This is a genomic window from Sphingomonas sp. PvP018, assembly GCF_017876865.1.
Classification (GTDB): Bacteria; Pseudomonadota; Alphaproteobacteria; order Sphingomonadales; family Sphingomonadaceae; genus Sphingomonas; species Sphingomonas aerolata.
On sequence record NZ_JAGIOU010000001.1, the window covers coordinates 1,742,443 to 1,760,209 of the forward strand.

General features: G+C 67.8%; 15 protein-coding genes. All 15 read right to left on the reverse strand.

Translation table 11 applies throughout. From position 1 onward, the window contains the following. Positions 1 to 39: 39 nt before the first annotated feature. Positions 40 to 1,095, reverse strand: a complete 1,056-nt coding sequence (locus J3A66_RS07580; RefSeq protein WP_209568060.1) for an AbrB family transcriptional regulator — start codon at positions 1,093 to 1,095, stop codon at positions 40 to 42. Next, positions 1,092 to 1,754 (reverse strand): hypothetical protein, encoded by a 663-nt coding sequence (locus J3A66_RS07585; protein WP_209568062.1) that lies wholly within the window; start codon positions 1,752 to 1,754, stop codon positions 1,092 to 1,094. Before J3A66_RS07585 ends, J3A66_RS07580 begins: the two co-directional genes overlap by 4 nt. Beyond that, entirely contained in the window at positions 1,751 to 3,049 is a 1,299-nt protein-coding gene (locus J3A66_RS07590) for an Hsp70 family protein (protein ID WP_209568064.1), read from the reverse strand. The genes J3A66_RS07585 and J3A66_RS07590 overlap by 4 nt, the downstream gene beginning before the upstream one ends. A gap of 100 nt (positions 3,050 to 3,149) precedes the next feature. After that, positions 3,150 to 6,422 carry a PAS domain-containing protein gene (locus tag J3A66_RS07595; RefSeq protein WP_209568066.1) on the reverse strand — a complete coding sequence of 1,091 codons (3,273 nt, stop codon included), beginning with the start codon at positions 6,420 to 6,422 and terminating at the stop codon, positions 3,150 to 3,152. Positions 6,423 to 6,465: 43 nt separating this feature from the next. Next, positions 6,466 to 6,933, reverse strand: coding sequence for a YaiI/YqxD family protein (locus tag J3A66_RS07600; protein ID WP_209568068.1), 468 nt, complete (start codon positions 6,931 to 6,933; stop codon positions 6,466 to 6,468). A 249-nt stretch (positions 6,934 to 7,182) separates the two neighbouring features. Next, positions 7,183 to 8,949, reverse strand: a complete 1,767-nt coding sequence (locus J3A66_RS07605; protein WP_166746924.1) for a DEAD/DEAH box helicase — start codon at positions 8,947 to 8,949, stop codon at positions 7,183 to 7,185. A gap of 57 nt (positions 8,950 to 9,006) precedes the next feature. Next, positions 9,007 to 10,179, reverse strand: coding sequence for an NAD(P)/FAD-dependent oxidoreductase (locus tag J3A66_RS07610; protein WP_281064162.1), 1,173 nt, complete (start codon positions 10,177 to 10,179; stop codon positions 9,007 to 9,009). Between the two features lie 306 nt (positions 10,180 to 10,485). Beyond that, entirely contained in the window at positions 10,486 to 10,668 is a 183-nt protein-coding gene (locus J3A66_RS07615; RefSeq protein ID WP_031396458.1) for a hypothetical protein, read from the reverse strand. Beyond that, positions 10,668 to 11,123, reverse strand: coding sequence for a GreA/GreB family elongation factor (locus J3A66_RS07620; RefSeq protein ID WP_209568070.1), 456 nt, complete (start codon positions 11,121 to 11,123; stop codon positions 10,668 to 10,670). The genes J3A66_RS07615 and J3A66_RS07620 overlap by 1 nt, the downstream gene beginning before the upstream one ends. 4 nt (positions 11,124 to 11,127) lie before the next feature. Next, on the reverse strand, positions 11,128 to 11,871 hold the full coding sequence (locus tag J3A66_RS07625; RefSeq protein ID WP_031441770.1) for an HAD-IIB family hydrolase: 744 nt from the start codon (positions 11,869 to 11,871) through the stop codon (positions 11,128 to 11,130). Then, positions 11,868 to 12,689 (reverse strand): Cof-type HAD-IIB family hydrolase, encoded by an 822-nt coding sequence (locus tag J3A66_RS07630; protein ID WP_209568072.1) that lies wholly within the window; start codon positions 12,687 to 12,689, stop codon positions 11,868 to 11,870. The genes J3A66_RS07625 and J3A66_RS07630 overlap by 4 nt, the downstream gene beginning before the upstream one ends. Continuing rightward, entirely contained in the window at positions 12,686 to 13,669 is a 984-nt protein-coding gene (gene gnd, locus J3A66_RS07635; RefSeq protein ID WP_209568074.1) for a phosphogluconate dehydrogenase (NAD(+)-dependent, decarboxylating), read from the reverse strand. The genes J3A66_RS07630 and gnd overlap by 4 nt, the downstream gene beginning before the upstream one ends. A 128-nt stretch (positions 13,670 to 13,797) precedes the next feature. Then, positions 13,798 to 14,922 carry a transaldolase gene (gene tal / locus J3A66_RS07640; RefSeq protein ID WP_209568076.1) on the reverse strand — a complete coding sequence of 375 codons (1,125 nt, stop codon included), beginning with the start codon at positions 14,920 to 14,922 and terminating at the stop codon, positions 13,798 to 13,800. Continuing rightward, positions 14,922 to 17,015: a transketolase gene (tkt, locus tag J3A66_RS07645; RefSeq protein ID WP_209568079.1), complete on the reverse strand. Its 2,094-nt coding sequence runs from the start codon at positions 17,013 to 17,015 to the stop codon at positions 14,922 to 14,924. Before tkt ends, tal begins: the two co-directional genes overlap by 1 nt. Before the next feature lie 70 nt (positions 17,016 to 17,085). Continuing rightward, complete coding sequence (rpiA, locus tag J3A66_RS07650; RefSeq protein ID WP_209568081.1) at positions 17,086 to 17,760, reverse strand: ribose-5-phosphate isomerase RpiA; 675 nt, start codon at positions 17,758 to 17,760, stop codon at positions 17,086 to 17,088. Positions 17,761 to 17,767 lie beyond the last annotated feature (7 nt).

The following is a 17,767-nucleotide window of genomic DNA, read 5'->3' on the forward strand; positions in this document are numbered from 1 at the left end:
CAGCACGAACGGATTGGGGTTAGGCGGGTCGATCCACGCCTAGGTCGGAATGACCGGGACCACCCCGCCCTGCCGCGTCGCCACGAACCGCGCGAGCGGCGGTCCGATCAGCAAGACGCCCAGGAACCGCATCACCTGCAACGCCATCACGAACGGCACGTCGACCGGGCTCGACGCGGCGATGATCGCGACCGAGTCCATCCCGCCGGGGCTCGACGCAAGATAGGCGGTGACCGGATCGATCCCCGCCCAGCGCGTCAGCGCCGCCGCGATCCCGCCGCAGAACAGGATGAGCAGCCCGACCGACAGCAGGATCCGCGGCATCGCCTTGCCCGCCACGCGGAGCGTATCGCGCGTGAACGACAGCCCGATCTTCCACCCGACCACCGCATAGCTGATCGCGAGCAGCCATTGCGGCAGCACCGGCTGCGCGATCCCGGTGACGTTGAGCACCCCGCCCAGCACGAGCGGTCCGAGCAGCGCGCCCGCCGGCAGCCGCAGCTTGACGCCAAGAATCGCGCCCACGCCCGCGATCGCCACCGTCCGCAGCACTGCGACCGGATTGACGCCCACGAACCACGCCGCGGCCGGATGGTGCCCGCTGCCGCCGCCGACCATCACCGCCGCCAGCACCGAGGCGACGACCGCGACGCACACGACGCGCGTATAGGTCATCACCGCGACCAGCCGCGAATCCGCGCCATAGGCCTGTGCCATCAGCACCATCGCGCTCGCGGCGCCCGGCGTCGAACCCCACACCGCGACGGTGCCCGGCAGCACCTGCCAGCGGCTGAGCAGATAGCCGAGCACACTGCTGGCCGCGAGCGTCGCGACATTGACCGCGAGGAACACCGGCCAGTGCTGCGCAACGGTCGCGACGATCCCGGTGGTGATCGACCCCGCGATCAGCGTCCCCACCGCCGCCTGTGCGCCGCGAAAGGCGAGGATCGGCACCCCCAGCGACCAGCCGCGCACCGCGAGCACGACCGCCGCGATCATCGGTCCGAGCAACAGCCCCGCGGGCAATCCGATCCATTCCAGCGCCCCCGCCACCAGCGCCGACAGCGCGACCAGCAGAGCCCAGCGCCAGATCATGCCTTGGTCGCGAACCAGATCACGTGACGCGCGCCGCCCTTGCGCGTCGCGCGCGCGACGACCTCGTCGACCACGAACCCCGCCTCGTCGAGCCGGCGGGCGAACGGCTTGCTCGGCGCCGACGACCAGACCGCGAGCACCCCGCCCGGCCGCAGCGCGGCACGCGCCCGCGCCAGCCCCGAAGCGCCGTAGAGCCGGTCGTTCCCCGGCCGCGAAATCCCGTCGGGGCCATTGTCGACATCGAGCAGGATCGCGTCCCACTCCCCGTCCGCGATCGCCGCGGCGACATCGCCCTCGAAGATCCGCGTGCGCGGGTCGGTCAGGCTGTCGCCGTGCAGCGCCGCCATCGGCCCGCGCGCCCATTCGACCACCGCGGGCACGATCTCGGCGACCGCCACCTCGGCATCGGGCCCGAGCCGCGCGAGCGCCGCCCGCAACGTGAAGCCCATGCCGAGCCCGCCGATCAGCATCCGCACGCCCGGCCGCGCGCCGATCCGTTCGCACGCCTGCTCGGCCAGCGCCTCTTCCGACCCGCTCAGCCGGCTGTTCATCAGCTCGTTCGCGCCGAGCATGATCGAGAATTCCGCGCCGCGCTGGAGCAGCCGCAACTCGCCGCCGCCCGGCACCTGCGCCGTCCCGAGAAGAACCCGCGGGATCATGCAGACCACGCCGCGATGTCGTCCTGCTCGCCGATCAGCGCAAGGCCGTGCGCGATCGAGGTCAGCTCGCCGCCGCTCATGATCGCCGCCTCGCCGAACCGCTCGACGAAGATCTGCCGCACCCGCGGGATCAGCGACGATCCGCCGGTCAGGAACACGCGGTCGATATCGCCGCCGCCGACCTTCGCCGCGACCAGCGCGCTGTCGACCGTCGCCTCGATCCGCGCGACGTCGTCGGCGATCCAGCCCTCGAACTGCGCGCGCGTCACCTCTGCCTCGATCTCCAGCCCCGCGCCCGCAAAATGGAAATGCGCATCTTCGCCCTGCGACAGAGCGCGCTTCAACGTGCCGACCGCGTCGTACAGCGGATAGCCGAGCTCGTTCTCGATCACCGCGATCATCCGCCCGATCGCATCGGGGTCGATCGCGGTCTTCTGCAACCGCTCGAGCTCGGTCATCGTCTTGCGGTTGCGCATCAGCGCGAGCCGCGACCAGTCGGCGAAATCGGCGAAATAGGCGCGCGGGATCTCGAGCTCCTTGCCGAACGACTTGTACGCGCCGCCCTTGCCGAGCATCGGCAGCACCAGCCGGTCGAGGATCCGGTAGTCGAACCGGTCGCCCGCAATGCCGATGCCCGCATGGCCGAGCGGCGTACAGCGTCGCGCCGCGCCCGGCTCGGCGACGCGCACGACCGAGAAATCGCTCGTCCCGCCACCGAAATCGGCGACCAGGATCGTCGCGGGCTCGGTCAGCCGCGTCGCATAGCTGTACGCAGCACCAAGCGGTTCGTAGACATAATGGATCTCCGCGCCGAACCCCTTGAACATCGCGTCGTAGCGCGTCCGCGCCAGCGCCTCGTCGGGCCGCGCACCGGCATATTCGACCGGTCGCCCGACCACGATCCGCTGCGGCCGCGTGTCGAGCTTGCCGCCCGCATGCGCGATCAGCTTGTCGAGGAACAGCTTGCCCATCTCCTCGAAGCGATAGCGCTTGTCGAAGACGGAGGCCTGCTCGAACGTCTTCATCGCCGCGACCGACTTGAACGACTGGATGAACCGGCTGTCGAGCGGATATTCCATATATTCCGCGATCGCCCACGGCCCCGCATCGACCGCGAGCCCCTTGCCGCTGTCGTCCTGCCAGAAGCAGAGCGCGGAGCGGAACACCGGGCTGGTCTCGGCGGGGGCGGCGAAGGTCACGAGTTCGGGCGTGCCGCCGGGCGTCCCGAGCGCCACGACGCTGTTGGTCGTGCCGAAGTCGAGCCCCAGTGCGGGACTCGCGGCTGGCGTTTGCATGAAGGTCTCCGGGAGCGGGTGGCGCCTGCCTATGCCGACCGGGGCCCCGGGATGGCAACCGGTAAAGTCGCGGGCGACGCGTCTTCGCGCTCGCCCGGGGTCAGCGCGCGACCATCTCGCGGATCCGTTCGGCGAGCATGTCGAGCGCGAACGGCTTGGTGATCATCTCCATCCCCGCACCGAGAAATTCGCCGCGCACCGCCGCCTTTTCGGCATAGCCGGTGACGAACAGGATGCGCAGATCGGGGCGATGCCGCCGCGCGACCTCGGCCAACTGGCGCCCGTCCATCCCGGGCAGGCCGACATCGCTGACCAGCAGGTCGATCCGCCGCTCGCTCTCGAGGATCGGGATCGCCGCGTGCGCGTCGCCCGCCTCCATCACGCCGTAGCCGAGGCTGCCGAGGATATCGACGATCAGCATCCGCACCGCGACATCGTCCTCGACCACCAGCACGCATTCGCCGTCCGCGCGCGGCAGGTCGCGGTCCGCGGTCGGCACACTGACCGCGGCGGTGCCGTGGAAGCGCGGCAGGTACAGCTTGACCGTCGTGCCCTCGCCCTCCTCCGAATAGATCCGGACATGCCCGCCCGACTGGCGCGCAAAGCCATAGATCATCGACAGGCCGAGCCCGGTGCCCTGCCCGATCGGCTTGGTGGTGAAGAACGGGTCGAACGCCTTCTCGATCACCGCCTTCGACATGCCCGTGCCGGTGTCGCTGACGCCGATCGCGACATAGTCGCCGGGCGCCAGATCCCCGATCGCCTCGGTATAGTGCGCGTCGAGATGCGTGTTCTCGGTCTCGATCGTCAGCCGCCCGCCCTCGGGCATCGCGTCGCGCGCGTTGATCGCGAGGTTGAGCAGCGCGCTTTCGAGCTGGTTGGCATCCGTCGTCACCGGCCAGGTCGCGTCCTGCCGCCGGATCTCGAGCCGCGCATTCTCGCCGAGCGTCCGTGCGAGCAGATCCTCCATGTCGGCGATCAGCCGGTCGACATCGGTCGCCTTCACGTCGAGCGACTGGCGCCGCGAAAAGGCGAGCAGCCGCTGCGTCAGCCCGGCGGCACGTTGCGCGGAGACCGTCGCCGCCTCCAGATAGCGGTCGACCTTGTCCGGGCGCGGTTCGGGCACGTTGCGCCGAACCATGTCGAGCCCGCCCAGGATACCGGTCAGCATGTTGTTGAAGTCGTGCGCGATGCCGCCGGTCAGCTGGCCGACCGCCTCCATCTTCTGCGCCTGGCGCAGCGCATCCTCGGCGCGCGCGAGCTGCGCCTCGCGCTCCTTGTCCGCGGTGACGTCGCGCCCGACCGCGTTGATCAGCCCGTCGCCCGGCCGCGCCGCCCAGCTGATCCAGCGATAGCTGCCATCCTTGTGGGCATAGCGATTGTCGATCCGCGCGACCGCCTCGCCGCGGGCGATCCCCGCCGCGGCCAGGCCGGTATGCGCGACGTCGTCGGGGTGGAGCAGCGCGAAGAGCTGGCGTCCGACGATCTCGTCCATCGACCAGCCGAGCATGTCGGTCCAAGCGGGATTGGCGGCGACGATCGTGCCGTCGAACTCGGCGCGCAGCATGATGTCGGACGACAATTCCCACAACCGGTCGCGGTCCGCGGTCGACGCCTCGACGGCCTCGGCCAGTCCCTCGTTGATCGCGCGCAGCTGGCGCTCCGCCGCCTTGCGCGTCGACTGGTCGAGGATCGCGCCGATCATCCGCGTCGGCGCGCCGTCCTCGTCGCGGATGACGTAGCCGCGGTCGAGCACATCGGCATAGCGGCCGTCGGCGCAGGCGAACCGGTATTCGTCGGTCCAGTCGCTGTCCTGCCCGTAAATTACCGCATCGATGCTCGCATGGATCCGCGCGCGATCCTCGGGATGGACCTGTTCCAGCCACCAGTCGCCGGTCGACTTCACATCGGGCAGGACATGGCCATAGGCGCGCGTCAGCGCCTCGTTCCACAGCACCGAGTTGCTCCGCAGGTCCCAGTCCCAGATCGCGTCGTTGGTCGCGCGGCTGGCGAGCCGCAGCCGCTCGCTCGTCTCGCGCAGCGCCGCCTGTGCGCGGCGATCGTCGCTCATGTCGACGACCGTCCCGACCAGCCGGATCGGAATATCGCCATCGAAGAACGCGATGCCGTGCGCGACGATATGGCGCTCGACGCCGTCGCTCTGGCCGATCGTGCGATATTCCGAATCGAACATCCGCGTGCCGCGCGGATCGAGCGCGGCGGCGACTTGCGCATCGGCAGCTGCCCGGTCGTCGGGGTGGAGATTGGCGAGGAAGGCGGACTCGTACTCGACCGGCGCTCCCGCCGGGATCCCGAACAGCGCGCGGCACCGGTCGTCCCAGCGCAGCATGCCGTCCGCCGGACGATAGTCGAACCGCCCCAACCGCGCGACCCGCGTCGCCAGTTCCAGCTCCTCACGGCTTTCGGACAGCGCGACCTCGTTGCGGCGGCGCTCGCTGATGTCGTTGAACAGCACCGCGACATGATTCAGCTCGGGCGCATCGACGCGGTAGGCATAGACCTCGAACCAGCGATCCTGCAGCGCGGAGGCGGGATCCTCGAACCGCAGCGGCTCGCCGGTCGTCGCGACATGGCCGTACAGGTCGAACCAGCGCTGTTCCATGTCGGGCGCGACGTCGCGCATCGTCCGCCCGATCATGTCGTCGAGCCCGGTGTTGCGCGCGAACGCCCGGTTCACCTCGAGGAAGCGATAGTCGTACGGCGCGCCGTCGGCGAACAGCACCTCGATCACGCAGAACCCCGCATCGATCGATTCGAACAGCGAGCGATAGCGCGCCTCGCTCGCCTTCACCGCGATCTCACCGCGCACCCGGTCGACCGCGTCCGAGGTGCGCAGCGCGACGTCCTCGACCAGCGCGATATCCGCCCTGGTCCAGTCGCGCGGCGTGGCCTCGTGGAGGTACAGGACCGCCGCCAGCCGCCCGTCGCGGAGCAGCGGCGCGGCGATCAGCGCGCCGACGCCGGCCTGCGCCCAGCACCGCGCGGTCGCCGGATCGCGCGCGCGGGCGTCGGTCGCGCAATCGTCGACGATCACCGTGAGCCCGCGCCGCAGATCGGCGATCACGCCCGCGCCCAGTGCCGCGTCCCCGTCCCCGTCTCCGTCTCCGTCTGGCGTCGCGGCGAGGCCGGGCAGCGTCCCGTTCGACCAGTCGCCGACGCCCTGGGTCATCGCGCCGTCCGCCGACACCTCGTCATAGCCGCAGCGCGCGACGTCGAGATGCGAGCCCAGCGCCGCTGCGGCCGCCGCCATGATGTCGTCGGGTCGCGCCATCGTCCGGAACAGGTCGACCAGCGCGAGCTGGAAGGCCTGTCGCGCGAGCAGTTCATCACGATCGAGCAGAGGGGGACGCATAACCTATGTGTGCCCGGAGAGACCCGGGAAGTCGAGCCATGCCTCAGCCGCGCTTCAGCCGGACCAGCGCAGCGTCGAGCGCGGACAGGAAGCGCGACCGGTCCGCCTTGGAGAACGGTGCGGGCCCACCGATCACGTCGCCGCCCGCGCGCAGATCGGCCATGATCGCGCGCGTGGCGATCGCACCGCCGATCGAGCTGGTGGTGAACGGCTTGCCGGTGTTTGCGAGCACGGTCGCCCCCGCTTTCACGCAGCGATCGGCGAGCAGGATGTCCGCGGTGATCACCACCGCCTTCGCATCGGCCTGCTCGGCGATCCAGTCGTCGGCGGCGTCGAACCCGTCGCTGACGACGACGCGGTTGACCAGCGGGTGGACGGGCACGCGAAAATGGCTGTTCGCGACGATCGTGACGGGCACCTCGTGCCGCCACGCGACCTTGTAGATCTCGTCTTTGACGGGACACGCATCGGCGTCGACGAGGATGCGGAGGGCGGTGGGTGCGGTCGTCATCGGCTATCTCCCGATTTCACCAACGTCGTCATCCTGACGAAAGTCAGGATCCAGGATCAAGCAGGACGGCGTCCGCGGCTCTGGATCCTGACTTTCGTCAGGATGACGGGGCTGAAAGGGTTCTCGGCATCGTCAGGATGACGGCGCGGGGGCAGCCCGCGCCCTCACCCCGTTCGCCCTGAGCGAAGTCGAAGGGCATGCCCCAGGCCGGGGTACCTCGACGTCGCTCAGCACGAACGACGTGTCGATTCAGCTACGCTCGCGGTTGCCGCGATACGGCGCCTTGCGGGCCGGCGCCGGACCGCCGCGCGGGGCCGCGCGGTGCAGCGTCGAGCGCGGGGCGCCCGCGTTGCTGCGGCCACCGCCACCGGCATGGCGTGCGGTGCTCTCGGGCGCGCCCTGCATCGCCTCGATCGCGACACCGCTCTCCTCTTCGCCCGCCTGCGCGGTGCGCTGGATCGCCGCCGAGAAGCGCGACGCGACCGCGCGCGGGATCTCGAACGCGGTCTCGTTCGGGCCGATGCGGATCGCACCGATCTCGGACTTGGTGATGTGCCCGCGACGGCAGATCAGCGGCAGGATCCAGCGCGGATCGGCGTTCTGGCGACGACCGATGTCCATGCGGAACCAGACGGTGTCCTCGAAGCCCGCGCGCGGACCCTGGCTGCGATCATCGCTGACCGACTGCTTGCTCTGGTCGATCAGATCCTCGGCCTGCGGCATCGTCGCGCGGTGCATGTGCACCAGCGCCGCGGCGATATCCTCAGGGGTCTTCTCGGCCATCAGGCGGGTCGCGAGCTCGCGATCCTCCTCCTCGACCTCGACCGGCTGCATCAGCATCGTGATCAGACGCTCATGGTCGTTCTTGCGGATGTCCTCGGCGGTCGGGGCGTTGACCCACTCCGCGTTGATCTTCGCACCTTTCAGCATCATGTCGACGCGACGACGACGCGGGAACGGCACGATCAGGACGGCGGTGCCCTTCTTGCCTGCACGACCGGTACGACCCGAGCGATGCTGCAGCGTCTCGGCATCGCGTGGCAGTTCGACGTGCACGACGAGGCTGAGCGTCGGCAGATCGATGCCGCGCGCGGCGACGTCGGTCGCGACGCAGACGCGCGCACGGCGGTCACGCAGTGCCTGGAGCGCCGCGTTACGCTCGTTCTGCGAGTGCTCGCCCGACAGCGCGACCGCGGCGAAACCGCGCTCGACCAGGCTCGCATGCAGATGGCGCACGTTATCGCGCGTCGCGCAGAACAGCATCGCCGTCTCCGCTTCGTGGAAGCGCAGCAGGTTGATCACCGCATGCTCGATCTCGGACGGCGAGACCGTGACGGCCTGGTACGAGATGTCGCCATGACCGCGATCCTCACCGACGGTCGAGATCCGCACCGCGTCGCGCTGGTAGCGCTTGGCAAGCGCAACGATCGGCCGCGGCATCGTCGCCGAGAACAGCAGGGTGCGGCGCTGCTCGGGCGACGCGTCGAGGATCTGCTCGAGATCTTCGCGGAAGCCCATGTCGAGCATCTCGTCGGCTTCGTCGAGCACCGCGACCTTCAGGGCCGACAGGTCGAGCGCGCCACGCTCGAGATGGTCGCGCAGACGGCCGGGCGTCCCGACGACGATATGCGCGCCGTGCGCGAGGCTGCGACGCTCCTTCGAGGCATCCATGCCGCCGACGCAGGTCGAGATGCGCGCGCCGGCCTTGGCATAGAGCCACATCAGCTCGCGGCTGACCTGAAGCGCGAGTTCGCGCGTCGGTGCGATGCACAGGACGAGCGGCTTGTGCGGCGCCGGCAGGCGCTGGACGCCGTCCTCTCCTGCTTCACCGAGCAGTTCGCCGGCCATCGCCAGGCCGAACGCGACGGTCTTGCCCGAGCCGGTCTGCGCCGACACGACGAGATCGCGACCGACCGCATTCTCCTCGATCACATGCGCCTGGACGGGGGTGAGCGCGGTATAGCCACGCGCGGCGAGCGCTTCGGAAAGAAGCGACGGAATATTTGAAAAAGGCATGTACGTCCTAATTGGTGGCCGGCTTGACGCTACGGCAAAGCACTGGCGTGGTGGTCCCTACAGGACTTGGCCCGCGGCCCACCCGCTCGCCCATGCCCATTGGAAGTTGTAGCCGCCGAGCCACCCTGTGACATCGACCGCTTCGCCGACCGCATACAGGTTTTTTACGCGTTTGGCTTCCATTGTTTGTGAAGAAAGCTCAGCAGTGCTGATTCCGCCCGCCGTCACCTCCGCCTTGGCATAGCCTTCGCTGCCATTTGGCGTGAATTGCCAGTGGCTTAGCGCACGCTCCGCATCCTGAAGCCGGCGATCGGTGAGCGTGGAAATCTCCCCCGTCATCCCCAGCCGCTCGCTCAGCGTCTCCGCGAGTCGGTCGGGCAGCGTCCGCCCGAGCAGCTTGCGCAGCGTCGTGCGCGGCGTGGTGCGCTTGGCCGCGGGGAGCCAGCCGGAGTCCCGGTCGGGGACGAAATCAATGCCCACGGGCTGGCCGTGCCGCCAATAGGACGAGGCCTGCAGGATCGCCGGGCCCGACAGTCCGCGATGCGTGAACAGCGCCGCCTCACGAAACGCGGTCTTGCCGGCCGTCGCAACGACGTCGGCGGCGACGCCCGACAATTCGCGAAACAAAATCTCGTCGCCGCCGAGCGTCAGCGGGACGAGCGCGGGCCGCGGCTCGACCACCTTCAACCCGAATTGCCGCGCCAGATCATAGGCAAAGCCGGTCGCGCCCATCTTCGGGATCGACGGCCCACCGGTCGCGATGACCAGCGCGGGCGCGGTGACCGCGCGGCCGTCGAGCGACACGCGGTAGCCGCCGTCATGAGACTCGACCCCCGTGACGCCGCGTCCCAGCGACAGGTCGACGCGCCCCTTGTCGCATTCGTCGAGCAGCATCTCGACGATCTGTTTCGCCGAGCCGTCGCAGAACAGCTGCCCCAGCGTCTTTTCGTGCCACGCGATCCCGTAGCTCTCGACGAGCGCGAGGAAATCCTGCGCGGTGTAGCGGCCGAGCGCGGACTTGGCGAAATGCGGATTGGCGGAGATATAGCGGTCGGCGGCGGTGTGCATGTTGGTGAAATTGCACCGCCCGCCGCCCGAGATCAGAATCTTCTTGCCCGCCTGCTCGGCATGGTCGACGAGCAGGATCCGCCGCCCGCGCTGCCCCGCGACCGCGGCGCACATGAGCCCGGCGGCGCCCGCCCCGAGGATGATCGCGTCGTAATCGGACAAGGTTCGCTCCGTGCGGCGCGGGGTGCGGGCCGCTGGTCAAAGGTGTTTCCCCGCGAAGGCGGGACCCGGGCTGGGCTCCCGCCTTCGCGGGAGAACAAGGCCGGATTCAGCGCGTTCGGGATCGCCCATATAGGCGCCACCGGCTCCTAACGAAAGCACCACCCCGGCGAAGGCCGGGACCCAGTTGGGGGACGGCAATGACGCACGTCGCGCGCCGTTACCCCACCTCTCCAACTGGACCCCGGCCTCCGCCGGGGTGGTCAATTCGTCAATCGTCATCCTAACGAAAATCAGGATGACGAAAAATCAGCGCAGCTTCGCGATATTCAGCGAATCTTCCTTCGCGCGCGTCTTCACCGATTCCTCGCTCCGCGTCAGCGCCTTGGCGATCGCCTTCAGCGCCATGCCCTTCTTGGCGAGCGTGTGCAGCTTCTGGATCTCGTCCTGGGTCCAGGGCTGGCGATGCCGTTCGAATTTTGCCTCGGCCATTATGCGATCTCCACTATCTCGATCGCATCCGCCTTGCCGGCAAACGCGACCGTCTCGCCCACCGCGGCGCCCATCAGCGCGCGTGCGAGCGGGGCGGAGAAAGCGAGGCGATCCTCGCCCGGCTCCGCCTCGTCACCGCCGACGATCACGATCGTCCGTTCCGCGCCGTTCATCCGCACGCGCACCGATGATCCGATCCCGACCTCGCCCTCTTCGGGCTCCGGCGCGAGTTCGGCGGTCGTCTGGCGCGTATGCCAGTAGCGCAGGTCGCGCAGCAGGACCTTGCGTGCTTCCTCGTCCGTCTCGGCCGCCACCGCCGCCTCGATCGTCTCGACGCGCTCGCCGATCAGCGCAAGGCCGCGCGCCGTGACCAGATTGGGCCCCGGCGCGATCGGCTGTTCGAATTTCGGCTCGAGATGTTCCTCGTCGCTTTCACGGCGAAACGCGACGCTCATGCGCTTACTTCAGGCATGCGACGATCCCGGCGATCGCCGCCAGCGTGCCGTCGACATTCTTCACCTTCACTACGTCGAGCCCGAGCTGCTCGGCCGGATAGTCGTTGCCGCCCGGGAAAATCGCGTCGCCTATGAACATCATCTTGTCGAGCGCGATGCCGCTCGCCTCGTTGAGCTTCTTCAGGCCGTACGCCTTGTCGACACCCTCGCGCGTGATGTCGATCGAGGTCGCGCCGCCCATGTTGATCGACAGACCCGGCAGACGCTGGCGCAGATCGGCCTGGATCACCTTGCGCTTGGCGAAGTCGGGATCCCAGCTGTGCTTGGCGTCGATCGGCGCTTCCTGGCCGAGCGCGGAGAAGGTGATCTGGCTGCCGCGATCCTCGATCCGCTCGCCCCAGGTCTGCTCGGGGACGAACCCGGTCGCCTCGAGCGACTCGTCGAATGCCTTGAGGATCTTCTGCTTCTCGTCGTCCTCGAACAGCTCGGCATAGACCGCACGCCAGGCGTCGTCGAACCGGTACAGCTTGGTACCGGTCGTCGGCATCAGCCACAGCTTGGTGCGATCGGCGCGCTCGGGCAGACGGCTCGCGACCTGCTTTTCGAACTGCGGCCAGTCGCCACCCGAGATCACCGCGACATGCGCGACGTCGAGCAGGTCGGCGAGCGCCTCGCCCATCGGCTCCTGCAAGGGCTGCTTGCTTTCGGCCAGCGTTCCGTCGAGGTCAAAGGCAACCAACTCTTTCATGCGGAAACTCCAGTCAGGATAAATGTGTCGATCGCGTGCGCGACGCCATCGGCATCGTTCGCGGTGGTAATCTCATGCGCGACGTCGCGGACGGACTGCGGCGCATTGCCCATCGCGATCGCCAGCCTGGCCCGCTTGAGCATCGCGATGTCGTTCGCCTGGTCGCCGATCGCCGCGGTCTGCGTCAGGCTGATACCGAACGCGTCCGCGAGTTCCTCGATCCCGCTGCCCTTGTTGCCCGCCACGGGCGTGATGTCGAGATAATAGGTCTGGCTCTGGACGATCGTCGCCTGCGCGTCGAACTTCGCCGCGACCTTGGCGTGCAGGTCGCGCAGCAGGTCCTCGTCGTCGCTGACGAACGTCACCTTGTCCGCCTTGCCGAGCAGGTCGGTGAAGTCGGCGACGATCACCGGATCCTGCGCCGAGGCCTTGCGCTCACTGTCGACATGGCTGCCCTGGTCGGTGCTGGCATACCAGACGTCGTCGGCGAAGATCCAGGTATCGACGGGGGCGTCACCGATGATCTCCATCGCGCCGCGCACGACGTCGACATCGACCATGTGATGCTCGATCACGGTGCCGTCGCGCTTGAACACGATCCCGCCGTTGAACGCGCCCATCGGCTCGTCGATGCCGAGCAGTTCGGCGATCGGCATCATGCCTGACCGCGGCCGCGCGCTGATGATCGTGAAGCCCAGGCCCGCTGCCTTCAGCCGTTTGACCGCATCGACGGTCGCGGGTGCGACCTTCTTGTCCTTGTCGACGAGCGTGCCGTCGACGTCGGACACGAGCAGCTTGATATTCACTTGCCCGTTCACTGGGGCATCTCGACATGCCCGCCAAAGCCGAAGCGCATCGCCGACAACAGCTTGTCGCCGAACGTGTGGTCGACCCGGCTGCGATAGCGTGCGTAGAGCGCGGCGCTCAGCACGTTGGCCGGCACCTTCTCCTCCATCGCCGCGTCGATCGTCCACTGGCCCTCGCCGGAATCCGCGACGCTGCCGCTGAACCCTTCGAGCGTGCCGTCCTTGGCCAGCGCGATCGCCGACAGGTCGAGCAGCCACGACGAGATCACGCTGCCGCGACGCCACACTTCGGCGACGTCGGTCAGGTTGATGTCGAAACGCTGGTCCTCGGCGACATGCTCGCCCGACTTGCCCTTGAGGATGTCGAAGCCCTCGGCATAGGCCTGCATCAGGCCGTATTCGATGCCGTTATGGACCATCTTGACGAAATGCCCGGCACCCGGAGGGCCGGCATGGATATAGCCCTTTTCCGCACGCGGATCGGCCTGCCCCTCGATGCGGCCCGGCGTGCGGACGATCTCGCCCATGCCCGGTGCCAGCGTGTCGAAGATCGGATCGAGATAATCGACCGTCTCCGTCTCGCCGCCGATCATCATGCAATAGCCGCGCTCGAGGCCCCAGACGCCGCCCGACGTGCCGACGTCGACATAGCGGATGCCCTTTTCGGCGAGGTCCTTCGCGCGGCGGACGTCGTCCTTGTAGAAGCTGTTGCCGCCATCGATGATGATGTCGCCCTTGGCGGCCTTTTCGGCGATCGCCTGCACGGTCTGCTCGGTCGGCTCGCCGGCGGGCACCATCACCCACCAGATCGCCGGCGTGTCGAGCTTGCCGCGCATGTCGTCGAGCGAGTCCGCACCGATCGCGCCATCCGCCGCGAGCTTCTTCACCGCCTCCGCATCGCGATCGAACGCGACGACCTCATGGCCGTTCTTCATCAACCGGCGCGCGATATTGCCGCCCATCCGGCCGAGGCCGATCAGTCCGATCTTCATAGGGAAATCCTTGTCTTCTCCCTCTCCCCTCCGGAGAGAGGGTCGGGGTGAGGGGCAGTTGGAGAGGATTGCGCTCGCGGCGCCCCTCACCCCGGCCCTCTCCCCAAAGGGGAGAGGGAGCAGAAATATTACGCCGTCGCCGGCTGCTTCTTCGCGATCGACCCGAGCAGGTCGTCGAACGCCTTCACGAACGACGCGACACCCTCTTCGACCAGCGTGCCGGTCACGCCGGTCAGGTCGAGGCCCAGCCGTTCGGCTTCCGCCAGCACATGCTTCGCGCCATCGACATCCGCGGTGATCGTCTCCGCCGCGGTGCCATGGTCGCGAAACGCGTCCATCGTCTTTGGCGGCATCGTGTTGACGGTGTCACGGCCGATCAGCGTGTCGATGTAGAGCGTGTCGGGATAGCTCGGATCCTTGACCCCGGTCGACGCCCACAACAGCCGCTGCGGCTGTGCGCCCTTGGCGGCGAGCGCATGCCAGCGGTCCGACTTCAGGAAGTCGAGATACCATTGATACGCCATCTTCGCATTGGCGATCGCGACCTTGCCGCGCACCGCCTTCAGCGCATCCGCCTCGGCGTCGCCCTTTTCGAGCCGTGCATCGATCTGCTTGTCGATCATCGTATCGATCCGGCTGACGAAGAAGCTCGCGACGCTGGCGATCCGGTCGATCGGCTTGCCCTCGGCGACGCGCTTCTCGAGTCCCGCGGCATAAGCCTCGGCGACGCGGACATAGGCGTCGATCGAGAACAGCAAGGTCACATTGACGTTGATCCCTTCCGAGATCGCGGTCGAGATCGCCGGGCCGCCCGCGAGCGTCCCCGGGATCTTGATCATCAGGTTCGGCCGGTCGACCGCCGCCCACAGCTTGCGCGCCTCGGCGATCGTCGCGTCGGTGTCGTCCGAGATATAGGGCGACACTTCGAGGCTGACATAGCCGTCCTTGGCGTCGAGCCGGTCATACACCGGCTTCAGCGTCTCCGCCGCCGCCTTGATGTCCTGGATTGCGAGATGCTCGTAGCGGTCGATCGTCGCCGCGCCGGGGTTCTCCTCGTCGAACTTCGCGAGCGTCGAGTCATAGGCGTCGCCATGCCCCATCGCCTTTTCGAAGATCGACGGGTTGGACGTGACACCGGTCAGCCCGTCTTCGTCGACCAGCTTCTGAAGGCCACCCGCCTCCAGGAACTTCCGGTCGACGAAATCGAGCCACACCGCCTGGCCGAAGCCTTCGAGTTCGTTGAGCGCACCCATCACTTGGTCTCCATAACCTGGCGGGCAACCTTGACGACATTGTCGACGGTGAACCCGAACTTGTCCTGCAGTTTGGCGAGCGGTGCCGAGGCACCGAAGGTCGACATCGTCACGGTCGCGCCCTCGAGCCCGACATAGCGGTCCCAACCGATCGACCCGGCCATCTCGATCGCGACGCGGGCGCGCACGCCCCGCGGCAACACGCTTTCCTTGTAGGCGGCGTCCTGCAGCTCGTAGCGATACCAGCTCGGCATCGACACGACCCGGCTCTTCACGCCGTCCGCGACCAGCTTCTCATGCGCGTCGACCGCGAGCGACACTTCGCTGCCCGTCGCGATCAGGATCACGTCGGGCGTGCCGTCACAGTCCGCAAGGACGTAGCCGCCCTGCTCGACGCCATCCGCGCTCGCATATTTCGTGCGATCCAGCGTCGGCAAAGCCTGGCGCGACAGGATCAGCGCGGCGGGCGTGCTGGCGTCCTTCAGGACCGCTTTCCACGCCGCGACGACCTCGTTCGCATCGCTCGGGCGGATCGTGTCGAGACCCGGGATCGCACGCAGCGTGGCGAGATGCTCGATCGGCTGGTGCGTCGGGCCGTCCTCGCCGACGCCGATCGAATCATGCGTGAACACCCAGACCGCGCCGACCTCCATGATCGCCGACAGGCGCACCGGTGCGCGCATGTAATCGACGAAGACTAGGAAGGTGGAGCCGTAGGAGCGCAGATGCGACAGCGCCATGCCGTTGACGATCGCGCCCATGCCATGTTCGCGAATGCCGAAATGGAAGTTGCGGCCGGCATAGTTGTTCGCCTCGAACGAGGGCTGGCCCTTGATGTCGGTCTTGGTCGACGGCGCGAGATCCGCCGAGCCGCCGATCAGCCACGGCACCTTGGCGGCGATCGCATTGAGCACCTTGCCGCCCGAATCACGGCTGGCGACACCCTTGGGATCCGCCTCGAACACGGGAATGTCCGCGTCCCAGCCCTCGGGCAGCTCGTCCTTGAGCAGCAGGTCGAGTTCGGCCGACAGCTCGGGATATGCACCCCGATATTTGTCGGTCAGCGCGACCCATTCGTCGCGCAGCTTCGCTCCACGCTCGGCGATCGCACCGTTGAAATGTTCGATCACGCCATCCGGCACGTAGAAGGACTTGTCCTCGGGCCAGCCATAAGCCTGCTTGGTGAGGCGGATATTCTCGTCGCCAAGCGGCTCGCCATGCGCCTTCTCGCTGCCCGCCTTCGGGCTGCCGTAACCGATCACCGAATGCACGACGATGAAGGTCGGCTTGTCAGTGGTCGCCTTGAACGTCTCGATCGCACGGCTCAGCGCGGCAGTGTCGTTCGCGTCGTCGACATGGATGACGTTCCAGCCATAGGCGTCGAAGCGCAGGCCGACATCCTCGTCGAACGCGAGATCGGTCGCGCCCTCGATCGAGATGTGGTTGCTGTCGTAGATCCAGCACAGATTGCTGAGCTTCAGATGCCCGGCCATGCTCGCCGCTTCGGCGGAGACGCCCTCCATCATGTCGCCGTCACCACAGATGGTGTAGACGTCATGGTCGAACAGCGTGAAGCCGTCCTTGTTGTAGCGCGCCGCGAGCCAGCGCTCGGCGATCGCCATGCCGACCGAATTGCCGCAACCCTGGCCGAGCGGGCCGGTGGTGGTCTCGACACCCGTGGTGTGGCGATATTCGGGGTGGCCCGGGGTCTTGGACGAAAGCTGACGGAACTGCCGGATGTCCTCGAGGCTGACCGCCTCCTTGCCGCTCTTCTCGCCGTCCGCGCTGATCTCTTCGATCTTGGCGAGGTGAATCAGCGCATAGAGCAGCATCGACGCATGGCCGACCGACAGCACGAACCGGTCGCGATTGGGCCAGTCGGCGTGCTTGGGGTCGTAACGCAGGAATTTCGACCAGAGCGTGTAGCCGACCGGCGCGAGCGCCATCGGCGTGCCGGGATGGCCCGAATTGGCCTTCTGCACCGCGTCCATCGACAGCGTGCGGATCGTATCGATCGTCAGACGCTCGGGCGACCCGTCCTCGTGCAGGTTCGGATCCGCCTTCATCGTGGGGGCGGTTGCGGTATCGGTCATGAAAGAAAGCCTCGCTCTAGACGGTGACCGAACGCCGCGCATCCGATCTGGTTGCCAACATAGGATGCCTTTAGGCGGATGCACCCGAGCGTTCCAGTCGCGTAACGACGCCTTTCGATGCAATATACGCGGCATCGACCTCGTCGAGGAACAATCCGTGGCCCAGCACGCCGGGAATCGCCGCCAGCACCGCTGCCAGCGCGTGCGGGTCGCCGAGCGTCGGAAACCGGCAATCCGCGACCAGATTGTCCTGATCCGTCCGATAGTTGGCACGAATCACCGGCGCTCCGCCAAGGTCGGCCAGCACGCGCATCACATAGCCTCGCGCGAAGGGCAGCAGCTCGACCGGCAGCTTCGCCGCACCGATCCGTTCGACCCGCTTAGATCCGTCCGCAATCACGACCATCCGTGCCGAGCTTGCGGCGACGATCTTCTCGCGCAGCATCGCGCCGCCCGCGCCCTTGATCGCGAAACAGCGCGCATCGATCTCGTCCGCGCCGTCGATCGTCAGGTCGACCTGCGCGATATCGGCAAAGTCGAGTACCGCAATGCCCACCTGTCGCGCCAGCGTGCCGCTCGCCTCGGACGTGACGACCGCGCGGACGTCGAGCCCCGCCGCGACCCGCTCGCCCAGCGCACGGATCGCGAACGCCGCGGTCGACCCGGTACCCAGCCCGACCAGCATCCCGTCCCGAACCTCCGCCACCGCCGCCACCGCCGCCGCCTGCTTGTCGTCATCGATCATCGTCACA

Bases quoted from the DNA above. Each gene is read 5' to 3' on its own strand.
- gnd (WP_209568074.1), bottom strand. From the start codon at position 13,669: ATGAAGATCGGACTGATCGGCCTCGGCCGGATGGGCGGCAATATCGCG.
- J3A66_RS07580 (WP_209568060.1), bottom strand. From the start codon at position 1,095: ATGATCTGGCGCTGGGCTCTGCTGGTCGCGCTGTCGGCGCTGGTGGCG.
- rpiA (WP_209568081.1), bottom strand. From the start codon at position 17,760: ATGATCGATGACGACAAGCAGGCGGCGGCGGTGGCGGCGGTGGCGGAG.
- J3A66_RS07585 (WP_209568062.1), bottom strand. From the start codon at position 1,754: ATGATCCCGCGGGTTCTTCTCGGGACGGCGCAGGTGCCGGGCGGCGGC.
- tal (WP_209568076.1), bottom strand. From the start codon at position 14,922: ATGGGTGCGCTCAACGAACTCGAAGGCTTCGGCCAGGCGGTGTGGCTC.
- J3A66_RS07605 (WP_166746924.1), bottom strand. From the start codon at position 8,949: ATGCCTTTTTCAAATATTCCGTCGCTTCTTTCCGAAGCGCTCGCCGCG.
- J3A66_RS07600 (WP_209568068.1), bottom strand. From the start codon at position 6,933: ATGACGACCGCACCCACCGCCCTCCGCATCCTCGTCGACGCCGATGCG.
- tkt (WP_209568079.1), bottom strand. From the start codon at position 17,015: ATGACCGATACCGCAACCGCCCCCACGATGAAGGCGGATCCGAACCTG.
- J3A66_RS07620 (WP_209568070.1), bottom strand. From the start codon at position 11,123: ATGAGCGTCGCGTTTCGCCGTGAAAGCGACGAGGAACATCTCGAGCCG.
- J3A66_RS07590 (WP_209568064.1), bottom strand. From the start codon at position 3,049: ATGCAAACGCCAGCCGCGAGTCCCGCACTGGGGCTCGACTTCGGCACG.
- J3A66_RS07615 (WP_031396458.1), bottom strand. From the start codon at position 10,668: ATGGCCGAGGCAAAATTCGAACGGCATCGCCAGCCCTGGACCCAGGAC.
- J3A66_RS07595 (WP_209568066.1), bottom strand. From the start codon at position 6,422: ATGCGTCCCCCTCTGCTCGATCGTGATGAACTGCTCGCGCGACAGGCC.
- J3A66_RS07625 (WP_031441770.1), bottom strand. From the start codon at position 11,871: ATGAAAGAGTTGGTTGCCTTTGACCTCGACGGAACGCTGGCCGAAAGC.